This window comes from Sphingomonas sp. (genome assembly GCF_036388215.1).
In the GTDB taxonomy this organism is placed as follows: Bacteria; Pseudomonadota; Alphaproteobacteria; order Sphingomonadales; family Sphingomonadaceae; genus Sphingomonas.
This window is the reverse complement of record NZ_DASVSH010000010.1, coordinates 235,165-257,099: the sequence shown is the minus strand read 5'-3', so window position 1 is coordinate 257,099 and position 21,935 is coordinate 235,165. Positions and strand designations below refer to the sequence as shown.

At 66.4% G+C, this 21,935-nt stretch carries 20 protein-coding genes; 9 read left to right on the top strand and 11 right to left on the bottom strand.

All coding sequences use genetic code 11. The features are described 5' to 3' along the window. Positions 1-110: 110 nt before the first annotated feature. Positions 111-911: a DUF72 domain-containing protein gene (locus tag VF617_RS04720; RefSeq protein ID WP_331013700.1), complete on the top strand. Its 801-nt coding sequence runs from the start codon at positions 111-113 to the stop codon at positions 909-911. Here the strand turns inward: VF617_RS04720 and VF617_RS04715 are convergent. The 6 genes from VF617_RS04715 to hemC are packed head-to-tail and all read right to left on the bottom strand — an operon-like array spanning position 895 to position 6,190. Beyond that, a complete protein-coding gene (locus VF617_RS04715) occupies positions 895-2,004 on the bottom strand; it encodes a CaiB/BaiF CoA-transferase family protein (RefSeq protein ID WP_331013699.1) in 1,110 nt (369 codons plus the stop codon). The two genes, VF617_RS04720 and VF617_RS04715, sit on opposite strands and share 17 nt — an antisense overlap. Then, positions 2,001-2,528 (bottom strand): GNAT family N-acetyltransferase, encoded by a 528-nt coding sequence (locus VF617_RS04710; RefSeq protein WP_331013698.1) that lies wholly within the window; start codon positions 2,526-2,528, stop codon positions 2,001-2,003. Before VF617_RS04710 ends, VF617_RS04715 begins: the two co-directional genes overlap by 4 nt. Then, positions 2,528-3,712 (bottom strand): acyl-CoA dehydrogenase, encoded by a 1,185-nt coding sequence (locus tag VF617_RS04705; protein ID WP_331013697.1) that lies wholly within the window; start codon positions 3,710-3,712, stop codon positions 2,528-2,530. Before VF617_RS04705 ends, VF617_RS04710 begins: the two co-directional genes overlap by 1 nt. A gap of 38 nt (positions 3,713-3,750) precedes the next feature. Further along, complete coding sequence (locus VF617_RS04700; RefSeq protein WP_331013696.1) at positions 3,751-4,584, bottom strand: hypothetical protein; 834 nt, start codon at positions 4,582-4,584, stop codon at positions 3,751-3,753. Between the two features lie 32 nt (positions 4,585-4,616). Further along, positions 4,617-5,279, bottom strand: coding sequence for a uroporphyrinogen-III synthase (locus tag VF617_RS04695; RefSeq protein WP_331013695.1), 663 nt, complete (start codon positions 5,277-5,279; stop codon positions 4,617-4,619). Further along, positions 5,276-6,190, bottom strand: coding sequence for a hydroxymethylbilane synthase (hemC, locus tag VF617_RS04690; protein WP_331013694.1), 915 nt, complete (start codon positions 6,188-6,190; stop codon positions 5,276-5,278). The genes VF617_RS04695 and hemC overlap by 4 nt, the downstream gene beginning before the upstream one ends. An 81-nt stretch (positions 6,191-6,271) precedes the next feature. Here hemC and tsaD point away from each other — a divergent pair, with 81 nt between their 5' ends. From tsaD to VF617_RS04675, 3 genes are read left to right on the top strand one after another with little or no spacing between them, the layout of a single operon-like run. Then, positions 6,272-7,297 (top strand): tRNA (adenosine(37)-N6)-threonylcarbamoyltransferase complex transferase subunit TsaD, encoded by a 1,026-nt coding sequence (tsaD, locus tag VF617_RS04685; protein ID WP_331013693.1) that lies wholly within the window; start codon positions 6,272-6,274, stop codon positions 7,295-7,297. A 10-nt stretch (positions 7,298-7,307) separates the two neighbouring features. After that, positions 7,308-8,282 (top strand): NAD(P)H-dependent glycerol-3-phosphate dehydrogenase, encoded by a 975-nt coding sequence (locus tag VF617_RS04680; protein ID WP_331013692.1) that lies wholly within the window; start codon positions 7,308-7,310, stop codon positions 8,280-8,282. Continuing rightward, a complete protein-coding gene (locus tag VF617_RS04675; RefSeq protein WP_331013691.1) occupies positions 8,279-8,809 on the top strand; it encodes a DUF1697 domain-containing protein in 531 nt (176 codons plus the stop codon). Before VF617_RS04680 ends, VF617_RS04675 begins: the two co-directional genes overlap by 4 nt. On the opposite strand, the gene VF617_RS04670 is transcribed toward VF617_RS04675, so the two are convergent. Then, a complete protein-coding gene (locus VF617_RS04670) occupies positions 8,806-8,958 on the bottom strand; it encodes a DUF1674 domain-containing protein (RefSeq protein WP_331013690.1) in 153 nt (50 codons plus the stop codon). The genes VF617_RS04675 and VF617_RS04670 overlap by 4 nt on opposite strands. A 42-nt stretch (positions 8,959-9,000) precedes the next feature. Between VF617_RS04670 and VF617_RS04665 the strand changes: the two genes are divergently transcribed. From VF617_RS04665 to VF617_RS04645, 5 genes are all read left to right on the top strand, one after another. Then, positions 9,001-10,269, top strand: a complete 1,269-nt coding sequence (locus tag VF617_RS04665) for an RsmB/NOP family class I SAM-dependent RNA methyltransferase (protein ID WP_331013689.1) — start codon at positions 9,001-9,003, stop codon at positions 10,267-10,269. Positions 10,270-10,304: 35 nt separating this feature from the next. Beyond that, entirely contained in the window at positions 10,305-10,961 is a 657-nt protein-coding gene (gene rpe, locus VF617_RS04660) for a ribulose-phosphate 3-epimerase (protein WP_331013688.1), read from the top strand. Beyond that, positions 10,958-12,691 (top strand): heparinase II/III family protein, encoded by a 1,734-nt coding sequence (locus tag VF617_RS04655; protein WP_331013687.1) that lies wholly within the window; start codon positions 10,958-10,960, stop codon positions 12,689-12,691. The genes rpe and VF617_RS04655 overlap by 4 nt, the downstream gene beginning before the upstream one ends. A 49-nt stretch (positions 12,692-12,740) precedes the next feature. Continuing rightward, the gene (purH, locus tag VF617_RS04650) at positions 12,741-14,303 is read left to right on the top strand and encodes a bifunctional phosphoribosylaminoimidazolecarboxamide formyltransferase/IMP cyclohydrolase (protein WP_331013686.1); all 1,563 of its coding nucleotides are present in this window, start codon (positions 12,741-12,743) and stop codon (positions 14,301-14,303) included. Positions 14,304-14,382: 79 nt separating this feature from the next. Next, positions 14,383-15,606 carry an NYN domain-containing protein gene (locus tag VF617_RS04645; RefSeq protein ID WP_331013685.1) on the top strand — a complete coding sequence of 408 codons (1,224 nt, stop codon included), beginning with the start codon at positions 14,383-14,385 and terminating at the stop codon, positions 15,604-15,606. On the opposite strand, the gene VF617_RS04640 is transcribed toward VF617_RS04645, so the two are convergent. The 4 genes from VF617_RS04640 to VF617_RS04625 are packed head-to-tail and all read right to left on the bottom strand — an operon-like array spanning position 15,603 to position 21,768. Further along, positions 15,603-17,057 carry a lipopolysaccharide biosynthesis protein gene (locus VF617_RS04640; RefSeq protein ID WP_331013722.1) on the bottom strand — a complete coding sequence of 485 codons (1,455 nt, stop codon included), beginning with the start codon at positions 17,055-17,057 and terminating at the stop codon, positions 15,603-15,605. The genes VF617_RS04645 and VF617_RS04640 overlap by 4 nt on opposite strands. 52 nt (positions 17,058-17,109) lie before the next feature. Continuing rightward, positions 17,110-17,916: a hypothetical protein gene (locus tag VF617_RS04635; protein WP_331013684.1), complete on the bottom strand. Its 807-nt coding sequence runs from the start codon at positions 17,914-17,916 to the stop codon at positions 17,110-17,112. After that, entirely contained in the window at positions 17,913-20,666 is a 2,754-nt protein-coding gene (gene polA, locus VF617_RS04630; protein WP_331013683.1) for a DNA polymerase I, read from the bottom strand. Before polA ends, VF617_RS04635 begins: the two co-directional genes overlap by 4 nt. Positions 20,667-20,718: 52 nt before the next feature. Further along, complete coding sequence (locus VF617_RS04625; protein WP_414713951.1) at positions 20,719-21,768, bottom strand: serine hydrolase; 1,050 nt, start codon at positions 21,766-21,768, stop codon at positions 20,719-20,721. Positions 21,769-21,935 lie beyond the last annotated feature (167 nt).

Below are 21,935 nucleotides of genomic sequence, written 5' to 3'. Positions count from 1 at the left end.
ACCATCCGGGTCGAGAAGGCGGATTGAACCCGCGAATGGCTGGCGGGCCGCTGCGCCGGAGAGGCAATCGGCGGGTTTGCCGCGGGCACCTTTCCGCCTAATCTCCCCTCATGACCCGAGCACCCATCCGAATCGGCATCGGCGGCTGGACCTTCGAGCCCTGGCGCGGCGGCACCTTCTATCCGGAAGGACTCTCCCAGAAGAAGGAGCTCGAATTCGCTACTCGCGCGCTCACCGCGATCGAAGTCAACGGCACCTATTATTCGACGTTCAAGCCGCAGACCTTCGAGAATTGGGCTAGCACCGCGCCCGAGGATTTCGTCTTCACCGTCAAGGGATCGCGCTTCTGCACCAACCGCAAGGTGCTGGCTGAAGCGGGCGATTCGGTCCAGCGCTTCGTGGGCCAGGGAATCACGGCGCTCGGCGACAAGCTGGGCCCAATCTTCTGGCAATTCATGGCGACCAAGAAATTCGACGCGGTGGACTTTCAGGCGTTTCTCGACCTCCTGCCCGCCAAGCAGGAAGGCGTCGCGCTTCGCCATGCGATCCAGGTGCGCCACGAAAGTTTCGCGGTTCCCGAATTCGTCCGGATGTGCCGCAAGGCCGCAGTGGCTCTCGTCTATGCGGATTCCCCGCAATATCCCGCGATTGCCGATGTAACCGGCGATTTCGTCTATGCCCGGCTCGAGGCCGGCGTGGACGAGAATCCGCTCTGCTACCCGAAGGAGCATTTCCCGCGCTGGACCGAGGCGGCGAAGACCTGGGCGAGCGGCGCGTCGCCCGATGGGCTGCCCTATGTTTTGGATGCGGCCCCGCCCGCGACGCCGCGCGAGACCTTCATTTTCTTCATCCATGGCGGCAAGATGCGCGCGCCAGCCGCAGCGCAGGAGCTGATCAGGCGAGTCGCTTAGGGCTTGCCCGGCCTGACACCATTCGCTCGCCGTCGATCACGATCGGGCTGGCGAGGCCCGGCACGCCATCGCGCTCGATCCGCATCCCGCGCGCGATTACTTGCGGGTCGGCAAACACGTCGGCGACATCGTTGATCGGACCCGCCGGCACGCCCGCCGCTTCAAGCGCTTCGTAGAGGTCGGCCTTGGCCCAGCCCGCGATCGCGGAGGCGACCAGCGGGATCAACGCCTCCCGGTTGGTCACGCGCCCAGGATTGGTCGCGAAGCGAGGGTCATCGGCCAGTGCGAGCCCCAGCACCGTGCAGAGCTTGCGGAACTGCGAATCATTCCCGACAGCGATGACCAGGTCGCCATCCCCGCAGGCAAAGGCCTGATAGGGGACGAGGTTGGAATGGCCGTTGCCCATCCGGTGCGGCACCTTGCCCGAAGCCATCCAGCCCAGCGCCTGATTGGCCAGCACGCTCACTTGCGTGTCCAGCAGCGCCATGTCGATATGCGCGCCCTGGCCGGTTTCGTCGCGGCGGCGCAGCGCGGCCAGGATCGCCACTGCCGAATAGACACCGGTGAAGATGTCGGCATAAGCGACGCCCGATTTCTGGGGCGCGCCATCGGGCTCGCCGGTCAGCGACATCGCGCCGCCCATGCCCTGGATGATGAAGTCGTATCCGGCGCGGGCGGCATAGGGGCCATCCTGCCCGAAGCCGGTGATCGAGCAGACGACAAGCCTGGGATCGGCTGCGATGAGGCTAGCAGGGTCGAGGCCGTATTTGACCAGCCCGCCGACCTTGTAATTCTCGATCACCACGTCGGCGTCGGCGATCAGCGCTCGCGCCTCGGCCTGCCCCTCCGTTGTCGATATATCGATCGCGCGCCCGCTCTTGCCGCGATTGCAGGCGTGGAAATAAGCCGCGTCGAGATTTTCGCCGTCCGCACCGTGGAGGAAGGGTGGACCCCAATGGCGAGTGTCGTCGCCCTCGCCCGGGCGTTCGATCTTGATAACCTCGGCGCCCAGGTCCGCGAGCAACTGCCCGCACCACGGCCCCGCCAGGATGCGGGCAAGCTCGACCACCTTGATGCCCGCGAGCGGCTTCATGCCCCCGAATCTTTCCGGCGCGGAATCACATAATAAACGTGATCGGGCAGCAACGTCCCATCGCCGCGCTCGATGCGGCCCTCCTGCAATACGCCGCCAATCTTCTCCATGGCCTTGCGCGACCGGATATTGTCCTTGCCGACGACGAACACCGCGCCGCCGACGAAACGGTGGATATGATCGAGCATCAGCCGCTTGATCTCGCGATTATAGGTCCCGCCCCAATAATCGCGCGCGATGAACGTCCAGCCGATCTCGATTTCGTCGCGTGCGGCATCGGGAAACGCATAGCGGCTCGCTCCGATGATCTTCTCGCTCGCCTTGTCGAGGATGGTCAACCCGCCGCCCGATTCCAGCGCATCCTCGAAATATCGGCCGAATACGGGCTCCTGCCAACGATCATGCGCGGGATGGATTTCCCAGATCAGCGGATCGCTGGCTACCGCGAACAGGGCATCCCAATCCTCGGGCGCGGTCGGCCGGATCGTGACCAGTTCGCCCTCTAACGTCGGCTGAAGGTCCATCAGAACGCGGCGATCCCGGTGATCGCGCGGCCGAGGATCAACCCGTGCACGTCGTGGGTGCCCTCATAGGTGTTGACCGTCTCCAGGTTGATCGCGTGGCGCATCACGTGGAATTCCGCCGAGATGCCGTTACCGCCATGCATGTCGCGCGCGACGCGGGCGATATCCAATGCCTTGCCGCAATTGTTGCGCTTGATGATGCTGATCGCCTCGGGCGCCAGCGTGCCTTCGTCGAACATCCGGCCGCAGCGCAGGGCCGCCTGCAGGCCCAATGCGATTTCGGTTTCCATATTGGCCAGCTTCAACTGGACAAGCTGCGTCGCGGCGAGCGGTCGGCCGAACTGGGCGCGGTCCAGCGTATATTGGCGCGCGGCGTGCATGCACGCCTCGGCGGCGCCCATCGTGCCCCAGGCGATGCCGTAACGCGCGCGATTAAGGCAGCCGAACGGGCCCTTCAGCCCCTGCACTTCGGGCAGCAGTGCGTCCTCGTCGACTTCGACGCCGTCCATCACGATTTCGCCCGTCACCGACGCGCGCAGCGACAGCTTGCCTTCGATCTTGGGCGTCGAAAGCCCCTCCAGACCGCGTTCGAGCACGAAGCCCTTGATCCCGCCGCCGTGATGATCGGATTTGGCCCAGACGACCATGACGTCGGCGATCGGCGAATTGGTGATCCACATCTTGGTGCCGGTCAGCCGATATCCATTCGCGGTCTTCTCGGCGCGGGTGCGCATGCCGCCAGGGTCCGATCCGGCATCGGGCTCGGTCAGCCCGAAACAGCCGACCCACTCGCCGCTCGCCAGCTTGGGCAGGTACTTCCGCCTTTGCTCTTCGGTGCCATAGGCATGGATCGGGTGCATAACGAGAGAGCTCTGCACGCTCATCGCCGAGCGATAGCCCGAATCCACGCGCTCGACTTCGCGCGCGACCAGGCCATATGCGACATAGCCCAGCCCCGCCCCGCCATATTGCTCGGGGATCGTCGAGCCGAGCAGGCCCAGCGCGCCCATCTCGGACATGATATTGCGGTCGAAATCCTCATCGAGAAAGGCGCGGGTGACGCGGGGCAGCAGCTCGCCCTGCGCGTAATCGCGCGCGGCATCCCGCACCATCCGCTCCTCGTCGGTCAGTTGCGCGTCGAGCGCGAACGGGTCCTGCCAGTCGAACCGGCCCATCTCTGCCATCTGTCTTCCTCTTTTTGCCGGGCTTGCGCCCTTGGCTCTTATCCGGCGGTTGCCGGCTGCACCGCGGGCGACTCCATTGCGGCGCGCTCGATTTCGGTGAGCGCCCGCCTGGCACCTACGAAGCGCTTGGCCGCGCTGGTCCAGCTCCCCGCATTGGCGGCGCCGGGCATGTGCGCGATTTCGGCAAGCGCCGCCTCGACGTCGCCCGCATCCAGCGCGCGCCGCGCGCGGCGCAGGCGGTCGCTCGGACGCGGGCTGGGTGAATCGGCGCTGCGCAGTACGATCATGTCGCCCAGCATCCTCCGCGCATTCGCCCATAGTCCGTCGTCGGGGCCGGAGCTCAGCCGGGGCGCGATCGTATCGAGCGCCAGTCGCAGATCCTCCAGGGTCACGGGCTGGCCGGCGACCTGAACGATCGCGGCGACGGCTTCACCCTGACGCTCCCCAAAGCGGGCGCGAAGCGGGTTCTCCAACGCCCCCAGCGGTTGGCCGCGCTCGACTGCGCGGCGCACTGCGAAGGCGATCATCATCCGCTCGGCCTGCGTGGCGTAGCTCGATGCCGCCCGCGCGCTGCCGTCCACGTCGCGGATGCGCAGTTCAAGCAGGTCGAGCTTGCCCGCCAACGCCGCCTCGCGCGCATCGAGGGTCGCGATATCGGTTCCTGGTGGCAATGCTGCGGCTGCGGGCTGCGGCTGCGGCACTGGCTGCACTGCCACCGCCGCGGGAGCCGGCGTCCCGTTGAAGCCGCCGCCAAGCTGCACCGCGCCGAGCGCGACTGCAATTCCGCCCAGAAAGGCGGCTCCGCCAACCATGCTCGGGTTGCGAAACAGGGGCGCGCGCGGGGGCTCCGGCGCGAAGGGCTCGTCGCTCATATCCGCCTTATTCACCCCCCGCGCTGGCCGGGTCAATCGGCGAGCGCGAATGCCGTGCCGATCAATGCTTCGGTCGAGGCGGCGGCGGGGGTCTTCACGCGCTCCCAGCCGCTTCCCGCCGCTTCGGCCACAGCGCTGCTGATGGCTGCCAGCATCACGGTCGAGCGATCCAATGCGAGTTCCCTGAGTCGAGCGGCGGCCCTTGCGGACTGGACCATTGCCACCGATCCATTCAGCCGTTCAGCCATAACATGCGCGATCGGCAGCGCATCGCTCGAATAGACCGTGACGACCGCGGCGACGATCCCGCCCTCCGCGATCGACCGATCCCGCCCAGCCAGATGCAGCGCACGGCGCACGCCGGCCGCTTCGGCTCTTTCGAGCAGCATGGCCGCGCCCGAATCGCCAACAGCCACCACTCCCATCCCGTATCTCCGCGCCGCCTCGGCGGTGACTTCGCCCACGGCATGGACCGGGAGGCCGAGCAGCCGGTCCAGATGTGCGCCGCCGTGCCGGATTGCATTGGCGCTGGTGAGGATCACTGAGTCGAACCGCGCGGGATCCGGCGCGGCCCACGCCACCGACCGCGTCTCGAACAAGGGCAGGCGGATAGCGATGCGCCCGGCCGCCTCGATCGCCGCGGCGGTAACGCGATTGCCCGGCTCGGGCCGCAGCACTGCGATCGGCCGAGTCACCGGTCGAACAGGCGGCGCACGGCAGGGGGCGCGCGCTCCAGCAGGTCGCGGGCAAGCGCCGCCGGCAAAGCGAAGTCGAGCGGCGCGCCCTCGAGCGCACCATGGACATGCTCCGCCCCATCCTCGGTAAACAGCTCGGCAGTCAGGGTCAGGATCGCGCCCTCGATCACCGCGAGCGCCGCTACGGGCGAATGGCAGTCGGCCCGAAGCGCAGCCAGCAAGGCGCGCTCCGCCAGAATGCAGCGGTGCGACTCGGGATGGTCGATGGCCCCGACCATAGCATGCGCGGCCGCATCGTCCGCGCGAACTTCTATCCCAACCGCGCCCTGCGCCGGCGCGGGGAGCATCACATTGGTCGGGATCGCATGGCCCACGTCATGCCGCCCCAGGCGCTCGAGCCCGGCGGCCGCGAGCAGCGTCGCATCGGCTTCGCCGGCGGCGAGCTTGGCGAGCCGGGTATCCACGTTCCCTCGAAACATCACGACCTGCACGTCCGGCCGCATGCGCCGCACCTGCGCCGCGCGCCTGGGCGAGCTCGTGCCGATTACGGCGCCCCGGCGCAGCGCCGCCACCGATTCCGCGCCAACGATCCGATCGCGCACATCGGCGCGCGGCAGGATCGCGGCGATTGCGATCGCATCGGGCCGGATGGTCTCGACATCCTTCATCGAATGGACGGCGCAGTCGATCTCGCCGTGCAGCAGCGCTCGATCAAGCTCTTTGGTCCACAATGCCTTGCCGCCGATTTCGGCGAGCGGACGGTCCTGCACCTTGTCGCCGGTGGTGCGAATCGCAACGATCTCGAAAGCGTTCTCGTCAAGACCATGCGCCGCCGCGAGCGCGTCACGCACCATTTGCGCTTGGATAAGCGCCAGCGGCGAGCCGCGCGTGCCGAGTCTGAAAACGGACATGGCTGCCCCATATCCGCTCGTGCCGAGCTTGTCGAAGCACCCCCCTTCGACAAGCTCAGGGCGAGCGGGTAGGGGAAATCCATGGCATTGATCCTCGGCCTGGAATCGAGCTGCGACGAGACGGCTGCCGCCCTGGTGACGAGCGACCGGCGCGTCCTTGCGCACAAGCTGGCCGACCAGGCAGCGGCGCATCGTCCCTATGGCGGCGTCGTCCCCGAAATCGCCGCGCGCGCCCATGTCGAGATTATCGGCCCACTGATCGAACAGGCGCTGGAGGAAGCGGGCGTCACGCTGGCCGAAGTCGATGCCATTGCCGCCACCGCCGGGCCGGGGCTGATCGGCGGCGTGATGGTAGGGCTGGTAACGGGCAAGGCGCTCGCGCTTTCGGCGGGCAAGCCGCTTATCGCAGTCAACCACCTCGAAGGCCATGCCCTCTCACCACGGCTCACCGATCCCGATCTCGCATTTCCCTATTTGCTGCTTCTGGTCTCGGGCGGGCATTGCCAGCTGCTCCTGGTCGAGGGCGCGGGCCGGTATCGCCGCCTGGCCACGACGATCGACGATGCCGCGGGCGAAGCGTTCGACAAGACGGCGAAGCTGCTCGGACTGGGATTTCCGGGCGGGCCGGCGGTCGAAGAGGCTGCGAAGCAGGGTGACCCCTCCGCCGTGGCGCTGCCGCGCCCGCTGGTGGGATCGGCCGAGCCGCATTTCTCGTTCGCGGGGCTAAAGAGCGCAGTCGCCCGCGCCGCAGGCAATTACGGTGCGGCGGACCTTGCCGCCTCCTTTCAGCAGGCCGTGGTCGATTGCCTGGTGGATCGAACGCGGATCGCGCTCGGGAAGGTCGAAGCGAGCGCGCTTGTCGTCGCCGGGGGCGTCGCCGCCAATAAAGCTGTGCGCACCGCCCTCCAAGCGCTGGCTGCGGAGCATGGGCTGCGCTTTGTCGCGCCTCCGCTCTGGCTGTGCACCGACAATGCCGCCATGATCGCCTGGGCGGGGGCCGAGCGCTTCGCGGCGGGCCTTACCGACCCACTCGATTTCCCGGCCCGGCCGCGCTGGCCACTCGATCCGGATGCGGAAAAGGTGCGCGGCGCGGGAGTGAAGGCATGAGGATCTCCAAATGAAAATAGGGGTCATTGGCGGCGGCGCCTGGGGCACGGCATTGGCGCAAGTCGCTGCGCGTGGCGGCCCGGTGACGCTATGGGCGCGTGAGGCCGAGGTGGTGGAGAGCATCAACGCGGCGCATGAGAACAGCTTGTTCCTCGCGGGAATTCCGCTTTCCGAAACCATCCGCGCAACCAGCGATCCGGCTGACCTGGCGGGAATGGACGCGCTGCTCATCGTCTCTCCAGCCCAGCATGTCCGTTCAGTGCTCTCTAGCATGCATATCGACCACACGCCGCTGGTGCTCTGCGCCAAGGGGATCGAGGCCGGCACGCGGCTCCTGGTGGGCGAAGTCGCGCATCAGGTGGCTCCGCAAGCGCCGATCGCAGTGCTGTCCGGCCCCACCTTCGCGCACGAAGTCGCGAAGGGCCTGCCCACCGCCGTCACGCTCGCCTGCGAATACGAAGCCCTGCGCACGCAGCTGGCCGAGCGCCTCGCCGGCCCTGCCTTCCGCACCTATGGCTCGGCGGATGTCGTCGGCGCCGAGATTGGCGGCGCGGTCAAGAACGTCCTCGCGATCGCCTGTGGCGTGGTCGAGGGCGCCGGGCTCGGCCAGAATGCCCGGGCCGCGCTGATCGCGCGCGGCTTTGCCGAAATGACGCGCTTCGGCCTGGCGCGGGGCGCGCAGGCCGAGACACTCACCGGGCTTTCAGGCCTGGGCGATCTCGTGCTCACCTGTTCCTCTACAGCCTCGCGCAATTTCTCGCTGGGGGTCGGCCTCGGCCAGGGCCGCAGCGCCGCCGATCTGATGGCCGACCGCAAGACGGTGGCCGAGGGAGCATTCACTGCGCCCGTCCTCCAAGAAGCTGCTGCCGAAGCGCAAGTCGACATGCCCGTCTGCGAAGCCGTCTGCGCGCTGCTGTCGGGCGCTCCCGTCGCCAAGGTGATCGAAGCGCTGCTCAGTCGGCCTCTTCGCGCCGAGGCGGTGTGAAGCGCTGGGCTGCGCTCCTGCGCGGCGTCAATCTCGGGGGGCGCAAGCTGCTTTCCGCCGATCTCAAGGCGGTCACCGAAAACCTTGGCTATGCGCGAGTCGAGACACTGCTTGCCTCCGGCAACGTTGTCTTCGACAGCGCCGACAGCGGCCCTGAAATCGAGCGCAAGCTCGAAGCCGCACTGGCGTCGCAAGGCCTTAAAACCGACGTGATGGTTCGCGATTTTGCCGAGCTTGAAGCGGTGATTGCCGCCAATCCCTATCCCGAAGCCGTGCGCGATCATCCCAGCCACGTGCTGGTGACTTTCCACCGCGATCCGTTTCCACGCGAAGCGCTCGACCGGCTCGACCCCCGCCCCGAACATCTCTGCGCGATCGGCCGCGAGCTCTATACCGACTATTTAAGTCAGCAGGGAATGCGCGACTCCAAGCTGCTCCAGAAGACGGCCAAGGCGAAGTTCCCCAAGATCGCCACCGCGCGCAACTGGAACACCGTCAGCAAGCTGGCTGCCATGCTGGCCGACTAGAAATCGACTGCGACTCCCTTGCGCTCCCAATCGCCGTAGCGCGTCGGATCCAGCGGATCTGCGGGCGGCTCTGCTGGCTGCGGCTCGGGCACCGGCTGGCTCGGCGTCAGATATTCAGGGGGCTTCGAATTTTCCGGGCGCTGGCCCATTTGCATTGCCTCAAGGGTCGATGACGCCCAAATCGGCGCGCGATGCAGCGAAATCAACCCCGATCCGCCCCCGATGCCCCCGGCGTCCCCGCCCGCCGCGCGGCGCTCCAGCTTCTCGACGCGGTCCTGCGCCGCGGCCTTGCGCTCGAGCAGGCGCTCGACCAGGCGGCCCAGGGCCTGCCCCCCAGCGACCGCGGCCTGTCTTACGCCATCGCCTCGGAAGCGCTGCGGCGCTTGCCCGATCTGGACGCCCTTATCGATGGCGCGACTCAGCGCCCGCTTCCTGATGACGCCAAGGCGCGTTTCGCGCTGCGCATCGCGCTCGTCCAGGCGATGTGCCTCGGCACCCCCGGCCATGCCGCGATCTCGACGGTGCTGCCCCTCGTCGATGGCGGCCCCCGCAAGCTGGTTCACGGGGTGTTCGGCACCGTGACGCGCTCGGGCGCGACGCTGCCCGATCCCCCGACGCTGCCCGATCCAGTCGCGATCCGCTGGCACGCCGCCTGGGGCGATCAGCTGATCGAGGATGCCGAGCTGGCCATCGCCGCGCCGCCGCCGCTCGATCTTACGCTGCGCGAGGCCGTCGATCTGGACGAAGCCGTCAGCCTGCTCCCGGGCCATGCCCGGCTGCCGGCCGGAACTTCGGTGACCGAACTGCCGGGCTTCGAGGAGGGCAAATTCTGGGTGCAGGACATCGCCGCATCGATCCCCGCCCGGCTGATCGGCGCGGGTGAGGGCAAGGCGCTCGATCTTTGCGCCGCGCCTGGGGGCAAGACGCTCCAGCTCGCCTCCGCCGGATGGGACGTAACCGCGATAGACGTTTCGGAAAGTCGTCTGGCGCGACTTCGGGAGAATCTCGAGCGCACCGGATTGAGCGCAAAGATCGTCACTGCCGATTTGCTTTCGTGGCATCCGGACGAGCCTGCCGATGCCGTGCTGCTCGATGCCCCGTGCAGCGCAACGGGCATATTCCGCCGCCACCCTGACGTGCTCCACCGCGTCCGCCCGTCGCTGATCAAGGAGATGGCGGAGTTGCAGGGTAAATTGCTTCACCGCGCTTCGTCGTGGGTGAGACCGGGTGGAACACTGGTCTTCGCCACTTGCTCGCTCGAGCCTCTCGAAGGGGAAGTGCAGCTCGAACGCTTCCTGGCGCACCATTCCGCGTTCGCGATCGATCCCGTGCGGGCCGATGAACTGCCTGCGGGCGTCGCCGCCGGTGCAGACGGCAGCCTGCGCCTCCTGCCCGGAATGCTCGCCGAGCAGGGACGCCTGGACGGCTTCTTCATCGTGCGATTGCGGCGCAACGCTTAGTTGCGCCCGAGTCGGCCCGTGCTAAGGATTCGCGCATGGCCGTCCGCATTGCCCCTTCGATCCTTTCCGCCGACTTCGCGCGCCTTGGCGAGGAAGTGCGCGCGATCGACGCGGCCGGGGCGGACTGGATCCATGTAGATGTGATGGACGGGCATTTCGTGCCCAACATCACGATCGGCCCCGGTGTGATCAAGGCGCTGCGCGCGCACACCGCCAAGCCCTTCGACGTGCATCTGATGATCGCGCCGGTCGATCCGATGCTTCAGGCGTTTGCCGATGCGGGCGCCGATTGCATCTCTGTCCATCCCGAAAGCGGCCCGCATCTTCACCGCACGCTCCAGACCATCAAGGGCCTGGGCAAGCGCGCGGGTGTCGTCCTCAATCCGGCAACGCCGATCGATGCGATCGATCACGTCATCGACATGGTCGATCTGATCCTGGTGATGAGCGTCAATCCGGGTTTTGGCGGGCAGAAATTCATCGAATCGCAGCTCGGCAAGATTGCGGCGCTGCGCGAGCGGATCACGGTATCGGGCCGGGCGATCGACTTGGAAGTCGATGGCGGGATCGACCGCGAGACTGCGCCGCGCGCGATTGCCGCCGGCGCCGACGCGCTGGTCGCGGGCACGGCGACTTTTGTCGGGGGACCCAGCCAATACGCCGCCAACATCGCGGCGCTCCGGGGCGGATGAGCGATGATGCAGCCGACTCCGCCGCCGACGGAGTCGAGCCCGGAAAGCGGCTGGTCCGCACCGGGGGCAATAATGGTCTCAGCCTTGCCGACCGGATTGCCGAGCGCTTCCACCGGCTCGCCTGGCAAACGCCGCTGCACAATATGCGCCTGAAAGGCAGGCATCCGCTCAAGCTGATCGCTGTCTCCGAGGATCCCTTTTTCGGCGATCCGGCACGCGGAAATGCGCTGCTTGACGGGATGGTGATGTTTCGCGGCGAGGAACGCTCGATCGCGGGTCTGGATTTCGCCCGCGCCGATTGGTCCAAGCCGTTCGCCGACTATCTCCAGAGCTTCGCCTGGCTGCGCGATTTGTCCAGCGTCACGGCGCGCGTCACTGCCGCGCCGATTGCCGAGGCGATCATGGAGCGCTGGCTGGCCGCGCATGCCGACAAGGTCTCCGAGCCGGCCTGGCGGGCCGATCTCTGGGGCCGGCGCATCCTGTTCTGGACCGCGCATGCGCCGCTGATCCTGTCGGCGAACGACCCGGTCTATCGCTCGAGCGTGCTCCATGCCCTGGCCCGGGGCGCGCGGCACCTCGATCGCGCGGCGGATCGCGTGCCGCTGGGTGTGCCGCGGATCGCCGCCTGGTGCGGAGTGCTGGCGGCGGGGCTGATGCTGCCGGGGGGCGATCCGCGCCGCTCCTTCGGTGAGACGGGGCTCAAGCGCGCGCTCGATGGATCGGTGTTCGACGATGGCGGCTCGGTAGGGCGCTCGCCCGCTGGCCAGCTCGATGCGATCCAGCTTTTGACGATGCTGTGCGAAAGCTATTCCGCGCGGCGGCTCGATCCGCCCGCCTTCGTCCAGGCGGCGCTCGCCAAGATGGTCACGGCCTTGCTCGGCGTGTGTCACGGAGACAAGGGGCTGGCGAGCTGGCAGGGATCGGGGCCGATACCCGGCGAGACGATCGAGCAGTTCATCGAAGCCACCGGCGTGCGCACCCGCCCGCTCAAGCAGGCACGCGAATGGGGCTATCAGCGCCTGGCGCATGGCGGCACCGTGCTGATCTTCGATGCCGCGCCTCCTCCGCTCTCGCGCCTGGTCGCCGGGGGATGTGCCTCGACACTGGCGTTCGAGATGTCCGACGGCAAGCACCGCATCGTCGTGAATTGCGGCGGATCCGGGATGACAGACGCGAGCGTGCCCGCGGCGCTGACCGAGGGCCTGCGCACCACCGCCGCGCATTCGACCCTGGTGCTCGCGGACAGCAATTCCACTGCGATCCACTCGGACGGCACGCTCGGCAGGGGTGTGATCGAAGTCGAGCTGGCGCGCACCGAGAGCGAGAATGGCAGCCGGGTGGAGGCGAGCCATGACGGCTATGCGCGCCGCTTCGGCTTCCTCCATCGCCGCGTGGTGGCGCTGGCGGGGGACGGGCGCGACATTCGCGGCGAAGACATGCTCCTTCCTGCCGACAAGCGCCGGAAGAAGGGCATGACGCCATTGGCGGTCCGCTTTCATCTGCACCCCCAGGTGGAGATCGCGCCTACTGCCGATGGACTGGCGGCGATCCTGCGCACGCCGGATGGACATCTCTGGCAATTCCGCTGCAAAGGCGGGCGCCTTGCGATCGAGGACAGCATCTGGATCGACGGTGCGGGCAAGCCGATCTCCAGCGAGCAGCTCGTCGTCCTTGCCGAATCGCCTCCGGGCGGCGCGAATGTGAGCTGGCTTTTCCACCGCGCCAAATAGGCGCGCCAACAGGGTTGCGCGGCGGGGAACGATCCTTAGGAGGCGGCGCATGGACCAGGTCATCATCAAGCGCGCGCTCCTCTCGGTCTCGGACAAGACCGGCATCGTCGAGCTGGGTCGATCCCTTGCCGGCAATGGCGCCGAACTCGTCTCGACCGGGGGCACTGCCAGGGCGTTGCGCGAAGCGGGGCTGACGGTCCGCGATATCTCGGACCTTACCGGTTTCCCCGAGATGATGGACGGACGCGTCAAGACGCTCCACCCTAAGGTGCATGGCGGGCTGCTCGCGGTGCGGGGCAATGCCGAGCATGAAGCTTCGATGGCCGAGCACGGGATCGGCGGCATCGATCTGGTGGTGGTCAATCTCTATCCTTTTGCGCAGACCGTGGCGAAGGGGGCCGAGCGCGACGAGATCATCGAGAATATCGATATCGGCGGCCCATCCATGGTCCGCTCTGCGGCAAAGAACCATGAGTCGGTGGCGATCCTCACCGATCCGGCGGACTATGCGCTGGTTTCTGGCGGCAGCACGAAGCTCGTCTCCCGCCGCTGGCTCGCCGCGAAAGCCTATGCGGCCACGGCCGCTTATGATGCGTCGATCGCCAGCTGGTTCGCCTTCGCCGATCAGGGCGAACGCTTCCCTTCGGTCCTGCCCTTGACGCTCAAAAAGGGCCCCGAGCTGCGCTACGGTGAAAACCCCCATCAGTCCGCCGCGCTCTATCTGCCGCAGGCGGGCACGCGCGGCATCGCCCAGGCGGAGCAGGTCCAGGGCAAGGAACTCAGCTACAATAATTACAACGACGCCGATGCCGCGCTCGAACTGGTCAGCGAATTCCGCGATGGCCCGCCCACCGTGGTGATCGTCAAGCACGCCAATCCCTGCGGCGTCGCGTCCGCCGATACGCTGCTGGGGGCGTATCAGGCCGCGCTGGCTTGCGATACGGTCAGTGCGTTCGGCGGGATCATCGCAGTCAACCGACCCTTGGACGGACCTACCGCCGAAGCCATTGCCGGCATCTTCACAGAAGTCGTCGCCTGTCCCGCAGCGGACGAAGCGGCCCGCGCCATATTCGCTGCGAAGAAGAACCTCCGCTTGCTGATAACCGGCGACCTCCCCGATCCCGCGCGCGCCGGGCTGATGCTAAGGTCGATCGCCGGCGGCATGCTCGTCCAGTCGCGCGATAACGGGCAGCTCGGCGAAGTGAGGGTCGTCACGAGGCGCCAGCCGACCAACCAGGAGCTCGAAGACTGCCGCTTCGCCTGGACCGTCGCCAAGCACGTCAAGTCGAACGCGATCGTCTACGCCAAGGGCGGCAGCACTGCGGGGATCGGCGCTGGCCAGATGAACCGGCTGGAATCGGCGCGGATTGCCGCGTGGAAAGCGAAAGACGCCGCCGAAAAGGCCGGCTGGCCCCATCCCCGCACAATGGGCTCGGCCGTCGCCTCCGACGCCTTCTTCCCGTTCGCCGATGGGCTGCTCGCGGCGGTCGAGGCCGGGGCCACGGCCGTGATTCAGCCCGGCGGCTCGATCCGCGACGACGAAGTGATCGCCGCCGCAGATGAAGCTGGCCTCGCGATGCTGTTCACCGGAATGCGGCACTTCCGGCATTGATTGTTACTGGCCGATCGACAGCCGTTGATTTGACTCTACGCAAAGTCATTATAAGATTCGCTTAGGAATAACACTGACGTTGGGGGGGCGGCACTTGCCCAAGCGGTATAATCTTTTCATCGACGGCCAGAATGTCCATGCGCGGAACATCCCTGATATATTGGATTATTGCGGCCATACCGGCTTAGCCAAGGGTGAGGCGAAACTGTACGCCGCGACGCATCAGATTGGCGAGCTGATGACGCGCGGCACCGTTCTGGCGGATCATGACATCGATCCGGTGCCGGTCCCCTGCAAAAAGGGCAAGAATAGCGTCGATATCCGAATTGCCGTCGATGTAATCGAAGAAGCCTGCCGAGCGGCAGGCGCGGATTCGGTAATTCTTGTCACCAATGATAGCGATTTCACCCACGTGGCTAGCCGCGTCATCAGCTACGGCGCTGATTTCCATCTCCTGTATACCCAAGGCGCGCCGCCGACCGGCTATTCCTCGAAGGTAAAGCTGAGCAAGCTCGGCGTGGGGCGTTCGCGCGGGAGCGACTTTGTCGAGAAGGTGAAGAACGCAGCCGCGCGCCTCAAACCAATGGTGCTGGTCCAGCCCCCGGCCGCGCCGGCCCTCGTGCAGTTCCAGCCAGATCCTGACTACCGTCACGCGCTTCCCTTGGCAGATCTCAGCGCGGCGGGTTTCGTCAGTCGCATCCTTGCAGCTTCGCCGACGATAATCGACTCTCGCGCCCTTTTCCTGGCCTGGAAGGATTTTGCCGGTAGGGCGTGGAAGGGCAAAGGCTCAAAGAAAAGCGCCCAGCAATTTTTCGACGAACAATTTCCGCAAGCCGGATATCGCTTCTTCGAATGGCCCGGCTTGCCGCCGAACCAAGGCTATTTCCTGCGGCCTGGCAGCGCGATCCTCGATGCTCCCGGCGGCGCACGCAACCCCGTGCTTTCGATGCTCGGCGCTGAGCGTGAACTCCTGATGCTGCAAGCGGAAATCATTGCCCAGGCGCTACGCTCTGGCGATCATCCGGATTTCAATCACCTTTATGAGGCGTGCGGCCCCGCGAATGTCCTTCCGCGCTATGGCGCATGGGGGATCGTTTACTGCTGGCGCAAAAGCACCTCGCCCTCCGGACTTTCCCCCGTCTGGCAAGATCGCATCGAGCTGGACGAGAAAGCCGTCGGGGCCGCGCTGGTAAAGGCGCTGGACGCGGAGATACGACGCCAATTCGAAACTGGCGAAGTTGCCCTGGTATCGAGCGACGATCCAATCTCCCGCGATGCCGGCGCAATTGCCGCGACGGGCTAAAGCTTCTCGCCCACCGGCAACGTCGCGCCCGCCGCTGGCATCTTGCGGAATAATGCGCGGTCTTCGGGCGTGAAGCCGAACTTGATGATCACATACAGATAGGTGATCAGGATCGCCGGCATGCCGAGGCTCAGTTCGGCCCATTCATATTCGTGCGGCAGCGACATGAATGCCGCGCCCACCAGGCTGGCGACAAGGATCGCCGCGAAGAAGCTGGGCCGCACGCTGATCACGCGCGCGCCCGTGATCCGCCATAGCATCCAGGCCTTGATCGCGGAGCCGATGGTCAGCGAGATGGCCAGCGCCACTGCGGGAGCCGCCGCCTGATATCCGGCCGGAAGGTTCTCGGCGCGCGCGATCAGGATGAAGGCGAAGCTCAGCCCGATCTGGAGCAGCAGCACTGCCACCGAGACCACCAGGTTGCGCACCCGCGCGATATAGACGAGCGCCGTCTCGCAGACCGATCCCGGTGAGGCGAGCACTTCGGCGGCGAGAAGCACGCACAAGGCCCCGGCGCCGACGGTGAATTGCGGGCCGATAAGTCCCATCACGCCGCTCGCGGGAATCGAGAACATCACCGCCAGCGCGGCCTGCGCGCCGATGATCCAGAAGCCGACCTGACGCACCTGATTGGCGATTGCCGGCATGTCGCCGGCGGCGAGGCTCTGAGTGATTACGGGCCCCAGGATCGGATCGAAGCTGGTCTTCAGCTTTTGCGGCACCGATGCGACCTGCTGCGCCATATAATAGATGCCGACCACGGCGGGAGTGAACATCAGCCCCAGGATGAAGCGATCCACGTTGCGCGTCGCCCATTCGATCGTGTCCGCGCCCGCCAACGGGGCATTTCGTCGTGTAAGCGCCCAGATATCGGCGGGCCGGGGCCGCCATTCGCGGGGCAGGCCATATTCCTTGACGAACGGCACGAGCGATGCCGCCAGCGCCGCCGCCATCGAGGCGGCATAGGCGAAGATAAGCCCGTCGCGCGCCGAGATATAGGAAAAGCCCAGGGCGGCGATGCTGATCGTCCAGGGCTCGACGACAGCGCGCGCAGTGACCGAGGCCTTTACATTATGGCGATAGGCCAGCGCCGCGAGCACCACATCCGAAGCCGCGGTGGCGAACACCGCCAGCGCCACGAAGCGCTCCATTCCCTGCACCGGGCTGTTGGGAAACATGATCTGTGGAAACACGATCAGCACGCCCGCCGCGATCCCCGAACCGATCATCGCCACGACGAGCGCATCGAACACGACATGGTTGTGCGGCCGCTCGGTCGTCGCCAGCGCCTGCGCCAGCCCGCGCTTTAGGCCCAGCGTCGCGACCAGCGCGGCAAACTCGATCACCAGCACCGCGATGGCATAGCGCCCGACGATATCGGGGCCATAGGCCCGCCCGGCGATGAACAGGAACGGCAGCCGTGCGGCGAGGCGCATCAGGAAGCCGAGCATGTTGGTACGCCCGCCTTTGGCCAGGGCGTTGATGTCCTGCGTCGTCGCGGGCTCAGACAACCCACATTCTCCGCGAGAAAGTGAGCTTGCGGATGCGGGCGTCGGGGTCGGGAAGCGCGGCATCGGTGGCGATCGACAAAATCAGGTCTTCGCCAAACGCGCCGGGGGAGTTCGTCACGGTAAAGCGCGCCTCGATACACAAGCGGTCCGCCGCATCGTGGCACAAGGCGATTGTGACTTGCGACGGGCGCAGCGTGTTGAGCGCCGCGATCGGCGTACGCGCATCGCCGCAGGCGGGATTGCAGGCGAGCGTATCGACCGCCAGCGCGGTTGGATCATCGACTCGGCGCAGCAGTGCAGCGGCGAAACTGGCTTCGGCCGGAAGCAAATCGCGCTGCCCCGCATAGCTGGCGGGGAAGAATGCGCCCTCACCCTTAGCCGGCAGCACCGGTCCGATCGCACGGCACCGCCTATGGGCCGCCTGCGCCTGCGCCGTGAGCGATGCCGGTTCGGGCAAAGCCTGGGCAGGCAGGATCGCCCAATGGGTCCATCGCATCTCCCCCGAGACATACGAGGGTGCATCTCCGGTGGCGCCCGGCGTCGCTGGTCGAAAATTAAGGTGCACGATCGGCGCCATGCAAAGCTCGTCCCAGCCTGCGCTCGCCGCCGATCCAGCGAACTCGATCATGTCGAGTTCGCGTTCGCCATGCACGCGCATCTCGCGCATCGCCTGCCCCGCCATGCCGAGCAATTTGTCGCGCGTCGCCTCGAACGGCTGCGAGCGAGCTTCGGCAAGCGTCAACGTAGCGCCCGACTGGAGCGCGGGTGCGAGCAACGCGAGGACCGCGGCAAGGATCAATGCGCGGCGCCCCAGCTTTTGCCTACGCCGATCTCCACCCCGAGCGGCACGGTCAGCTTGACCGCAGGCTCCGCCGCCGTCGCCATCACGCGCTCGATGATCGGCTTGGCGGCTTCGACATCGCCTTCGGGCAGCTCGAAGACGAGTTCGTCGTGCACCTGCATCAGCATGCGCACATTCGGCAGGCCGGCGTCGAGCAATGCGGGCCCCATGCGGGCCATCGCGCGTTTGATGATGTCGGCGCTGGTGCCCTGGATCGGGGCGTTGATCGCCGCGCGCTCGGCGCCCTGGCGCTCGTGCTGGACGTTCGACTTGATCCGGGGGAAGTGCGTTTTCCGCCCGAACAACGTTGTCGTGTAGCCGCGCTCGCGCACCTGCTGGATCGTCGTTCCGATATAGTTGTTGATGCCCGGGAAACGCTCGAAATAGCGGTTGATCATGTCCTGCGCCTCGTCGGCGGTCACGTCCAGCCGGCCGGCCAGCCCCCAGCGCGAGATGCCATAGAGGATCGCGAAGTTGATCGTCTTGGCGCGGCCGCGGGTATCGCGGTTCACTTCGCCGAACAGCTCCATCGCAGTCATCGAATGGATGTCGTCGCCATTTTCGAATGCTGTGCGCAGCGCCGGCACGTCGGCGATATGCGCGGCGAGGCGCAGCTCGATCTGCGAATAATCGGCGGCGAGGATGACGTTCCCCGGCTCCGCCACAAAGGCGTCGCGGATCTGGCGGCCCGTTTCGGTGCGGATCGGAATGTTCTGGAGGTTCGGATCGGTCGAGCTCAGCCGCCCGGTCTGCGCGCCAGTGAGCGAATAGCTGGTGTGCACGCGCCCGGTCTCGGGATTGATCTGGGCCTGGAGCGCATCGGTATAGGTCGATTTGAGCTTCGATAACTGGCGCCAATCGAGCACCTTGGCTGCCATCACGCGGCCCGGCGAATCCTTGTCCGCCGCGATCCGCTCAAGTTCATTGACGTCGGTCGAATAGACCCCCGATTTGCCCTTGCGCCCGCCTTTGATCCCCATGCCTTCGAACAGCACGTCGCCCAATTGCTTGGGGCTGCCGATCGTGAACTTGAACCCGGCGATGCGGTGAATCTCTTCCTCCAGCGCCGCCATCTGCTTCGAGAATTCGTCCGAGAGCCGCGCGAGCGTCGCCGCATCGACCTTGACGCCTTCGCGCTCCATGCCGGCAATCACCGAGACCAGCGCCCGATCGACCATCTCATAGACGCGCGTGACGCCTTCATAAGCGAGCCGCGGCTTGAAGCGCTTCCACAGGCGAAGCGTCACGTCCGCGTCCTCCGCGGCATAGCGCGTCGCGGCCTTCAGATCGACTTCGCGGAAGCTCAATTGCCTCTTGCCGGTGCCCACCACGTCCTTGAACGCGATGCAGCTATGGGAGAGATGCGTCGCCGCCAGCTCGTCCATGCCATGGCCGTGGAGCCCGGCATCGAGATCGAAGCTCATCACGATCGTGTCGTCATAAGGGGTCACGTCGATGCCCCGTTGGCGCAGGACGATGAGGTCGTATTTCAGATTGTGCCCGATCTTGAGCACCGACGGGTTTTCGAAGAGATGCTTCAGCCGCGAAAGCGCGGAATCGTGGTCGAGCTGCACCGGCTTCTCGGCGAACATGTCCGATCCGCCATGGGTCAGCGGGATATAACAGGCCTTGTTGGACGCGAGCGCGAGGCTGACGCCGCAAAGCCCCGCGCGCATCGCATCGAGTTCGCTGGTCTCGGTATCCACCGCGACCCAGCCCTGATGGGTCGCCTCGGCGATCCAGCGGTCCAGCGCCTCGTCGGTGACGACGGTCTCATAGCCGTCGTGATCGCAGGGCGGGTCTTCCTCCAGCCCCGGCGCCTCGTGCGTCTCGACCGGCGCATCGGCGACCGCGGACAGCCGCGCGATCAGCGACTTGAAGCCATGATGATCGAGGAACGCGCGCAGCGGTGCGTCCGGGATGCCCTGCAATTCCAGCTCGTCCAGCCCATCCGGCAAAGGCACGTCGCACGCCAGCGTCACCAGTTTCCGTGACAGCCGCGCCATCTCGGCATGCTCGATCAGATTCTCGCGCAGCTTCGAAGGCTTCATGCCCGGCGCAGCGGCCAGCACGCTTTCGAGGTCGCCGAATTCCTGGATCAGCTTCGCGGCGGTCTTGGGGCCGATCCCCGGCACCCCCGGCACGTTGTCGACGCTGTCGCCCATCAGCGCCAGGACTTCGCCCAATTGCCGGGGTGGCACGCCGAACTTCTCGATCACCGCCTCGTCGCCCAGCCGGCGGTTGTTCATCGTGTCGTACAAATCGAGCCCAGGCTCGATCAGCTGCATCAGATCCTTGTCGGACGAGACGATCGTCACCTGCCAGCCCTGGCGCAGCGCCTCCTTGGCATAGGAAGCGATCAAATCGTCGGCCTCATAGCCATCGACGTCGATGCAGGGCAGCGAGAAGGCGCGCGTGGCGTCGCGGATCATCGGGAATTGCGGGACCAGGTCTTCGGGCGGCGGCGGGCGGTGCGCCTTATACTCCGCATACATCTCGTTGCGGAACGACTGGCTCGATTTGTCGAGGACGACCGCCATGTGCGTCGGCCCATCGGCCTTGTGCAGCTCGTCCGCGAGCTTCCACAGCATCGTCGTATAGCCGTAGACCGCCCCCACCGGCTCCCCATGCTTGTTGGTGAGCGGCGGCAGCCGGTGATAGGCGCGGAAGATGTAGCCGGAGCCATCGACGAGATAGAGATGTGGCATGGGCGACGGGCTTAGCAGCGCAGTCCCGCAACCCCAAGCCCGTCAGTCGGTATCAGCGCCCGTGATTGGCCACGATAGCCGCGGCGACCTGCTGCATCAGCAACTGGCGCTCCCGCACCGGACGCGCGGTGTCGCCGACCATCACCGCTACCGCATAAGCGCGGCCGTCCGGTGCGGTGAGGATGCCGACATCGTTGAACCCGGCGGTGCGCCCGCCGAGATCCTGGCCGGTGCCGGTCTTGTGCGCGTAGCCCCAGCCCGCGGGCACGGCGGCGCGGACGCGGGCGCGACCTGTGCGGGCGGCGGCCATGGTCTGGATTAGCCAGCTTGTCGAATTCGGCGAAAGCAGTTCACCGCGTTGCAGCCGCGCGAGCGCTCCGGCGATCGCGAGCGGCGCGGCGCCATCGGGCGGGTCGGCGACATAGGCTTCGAACGCGGCCCTGCGCACAGCAGGCGCCAGCCGCGCCCGCGCGACCGCGAAGGCGTTGCCCATCGAATATTCGGGCCGCCATGCGAGCCCCGCGGTGCCCGCCTGGAGCAATCGCTCGCCGGGCCCGAACCGGATCGGGCCCAGGCCGCGCCGGGCGATGAAGTCGCGCACCACTTCGGGCCCGCCGACGAGCCGGAGCAATTTGTCGTTGCAGGTGTTGTCGCTCATCTGCATCGCGCGGCGGATCAGCTCGCCGACCGTGGCATTATAGGGCTGACCGTTCTTCACCAAGGCCGCGATCGGCTGGTGGAAGACAGTGAAATCCTCGCGGCCGATGCTGACCGGGGTATCCAGCGACAATTTGCCCTGATCGATCGCGTCGAGCACGGTCATCGTAACCCAGAGCTTGCTCACGCTCTGCTGCGGGAGCTTGCGCTCGCCGCCCGATGAGATCAGCCAACCCTGATCGACGCTCGCGACCGAAACGCCGGCGACGCCGTTGAAATTGCGGACCAGCGCGTCGAGTGACGAGACCAGTTCCTGGGGTGCAGCCGCGGTCGGCCTGAAAATAGCCTTGAGCGCGGCCGGGATGGACAGAGAGACCTTGTAGCTCGGCGCAGGCAGATAGGCGGCAAGCTGGGGGTTTTCATGCACGGCGCAACCCATCAGCATCGCCGGGCCGAGCCCCGCGACGGTTACTGCTCGCTGAATATTCGAGAACGCGAAGGATTCCCGCAAATTTACAACCCCTTGCCCATCGGCGAACATGCGGCGGATGCGTTCCATGCGAAAGAGTCGGCTCGTGTTGATGCGACGAATCACACCTGTATAGCGATGAA

Excerpts from the sequence above, each read along its gene's own strand:
- VF617_RS04625 (WP_414713951.1), bottom strand. The coding sequence starts at position 21,768 with ATGCTGATGGGTTGCGCCGTGCATGAAAACCCCCAGCTTGCCGCCTAT.
- tsaD (WP_331013693.1), top strand. The coding sequence starts at position 6,272 with ATGGCATTGATCCTCGGCCTGGAATCGAGCTGCGACGAGACGGCTGCC.
- purH (WP_331013686.1), top strand. The coding sequence starts at position 12,741 with ATGGACCAGGTCATCATCAAGCGCGCGCTCCTCTCGGTCTCGGACAAG.
- VF617_RS04705 (WP_331013697.1), bottom strand. The coding sequence starts at position 3,712 with ATGGCAGAGATGGGCCGGTTCGACTGGCAGGACCCGTTCGCGCTCGAC.
- VF617_RS04700 (WP_331013696.1), bottom strand. The coding sequence starts at position 4,584 with ATGAGCGACGAGCCCTTCGCGCCGGAGCCCCCGCGCGCGCCCCTGTTT.
- VF617_RS04640 (WP_331013722.1), bottom strand. The coding sequence starts at position 17,057 with ATGCTCGGCTTCCTGATGCGCCTCGCCGCACGGCTGCCGTTCCTGTTC.
- hemC (WP_331013694.1), bottom strand. The coding sequence starts at position 6,190 with ATGTCCGTTTTCAGACTCGGCACGCGCGGCTCGCCGCTGGCGCTTATC.
- VF617_RS04655 (WP_331013687.1), top strand. The coding sequence starts at position 10,958 with ATGAGCGATGATGCAGCCGACTCCGCCGCCGACGGAGTCGAGCCCGGA.
- VF617_RS04680 (WP_331013692.1), top strand. The coding sequence starts at position 7,308 with ATGAAAATAGGGGTCATTGGCGGCGGCGCCTGGGGCACGGCATTGGCG.
- VF617_RS04665 (WP_331013689.1), top strand. The coding sequence starts at position 9,001 with ATGCAGCGAAATCAACCCCGATCCGCCCCCGATGCCCCCGGCGTCCCC.
- VF617_RS04710 (WP_331013698.1), bottom strand. The coding sequence starts at position 2,528 with ATGGACCTTCAGCCGACGTTAGAGGGCGAACTGGTCACGATCCGGCCG.
- VF617_RS04720 (WP_331013700.1), top strand. The coding sequence starts at position 111 with ATGACCCGAGCACCCATCCGAATCGGCATCGGCGGCTGGACCTTCGAG.
- VF617_RS04715 (WP_331013699.1), bottom strand. The coding sequence starts at position 2,004 with ATGAAGCCGCTCGCGGGCATCAAGGTGGTCGAGCTTGCCCGCATCCTG.
- VF617_RS04670 (WP_331013690.1), bottom strand. The coding sequence starts at position 8,958 with ATGGGCCAGCGCCCGGAAAATTCGAAGCCCCCTGAATATCTGACGCCG.
- rpe (WP_331013688.1), top strand. The coding sequence starts at position 10,305 with ATGGCCGTCCGCATTGCCCCTTCGATCCTTTCCGCCGACTTCGCGCGC.
- polA (WP_331013683.1), bottom strand. The coding sequence starts at position 20,666 with ATGCCACATCTCTATCTCGTCGATGGCTCCGGCTACATCTTCCGCGCC.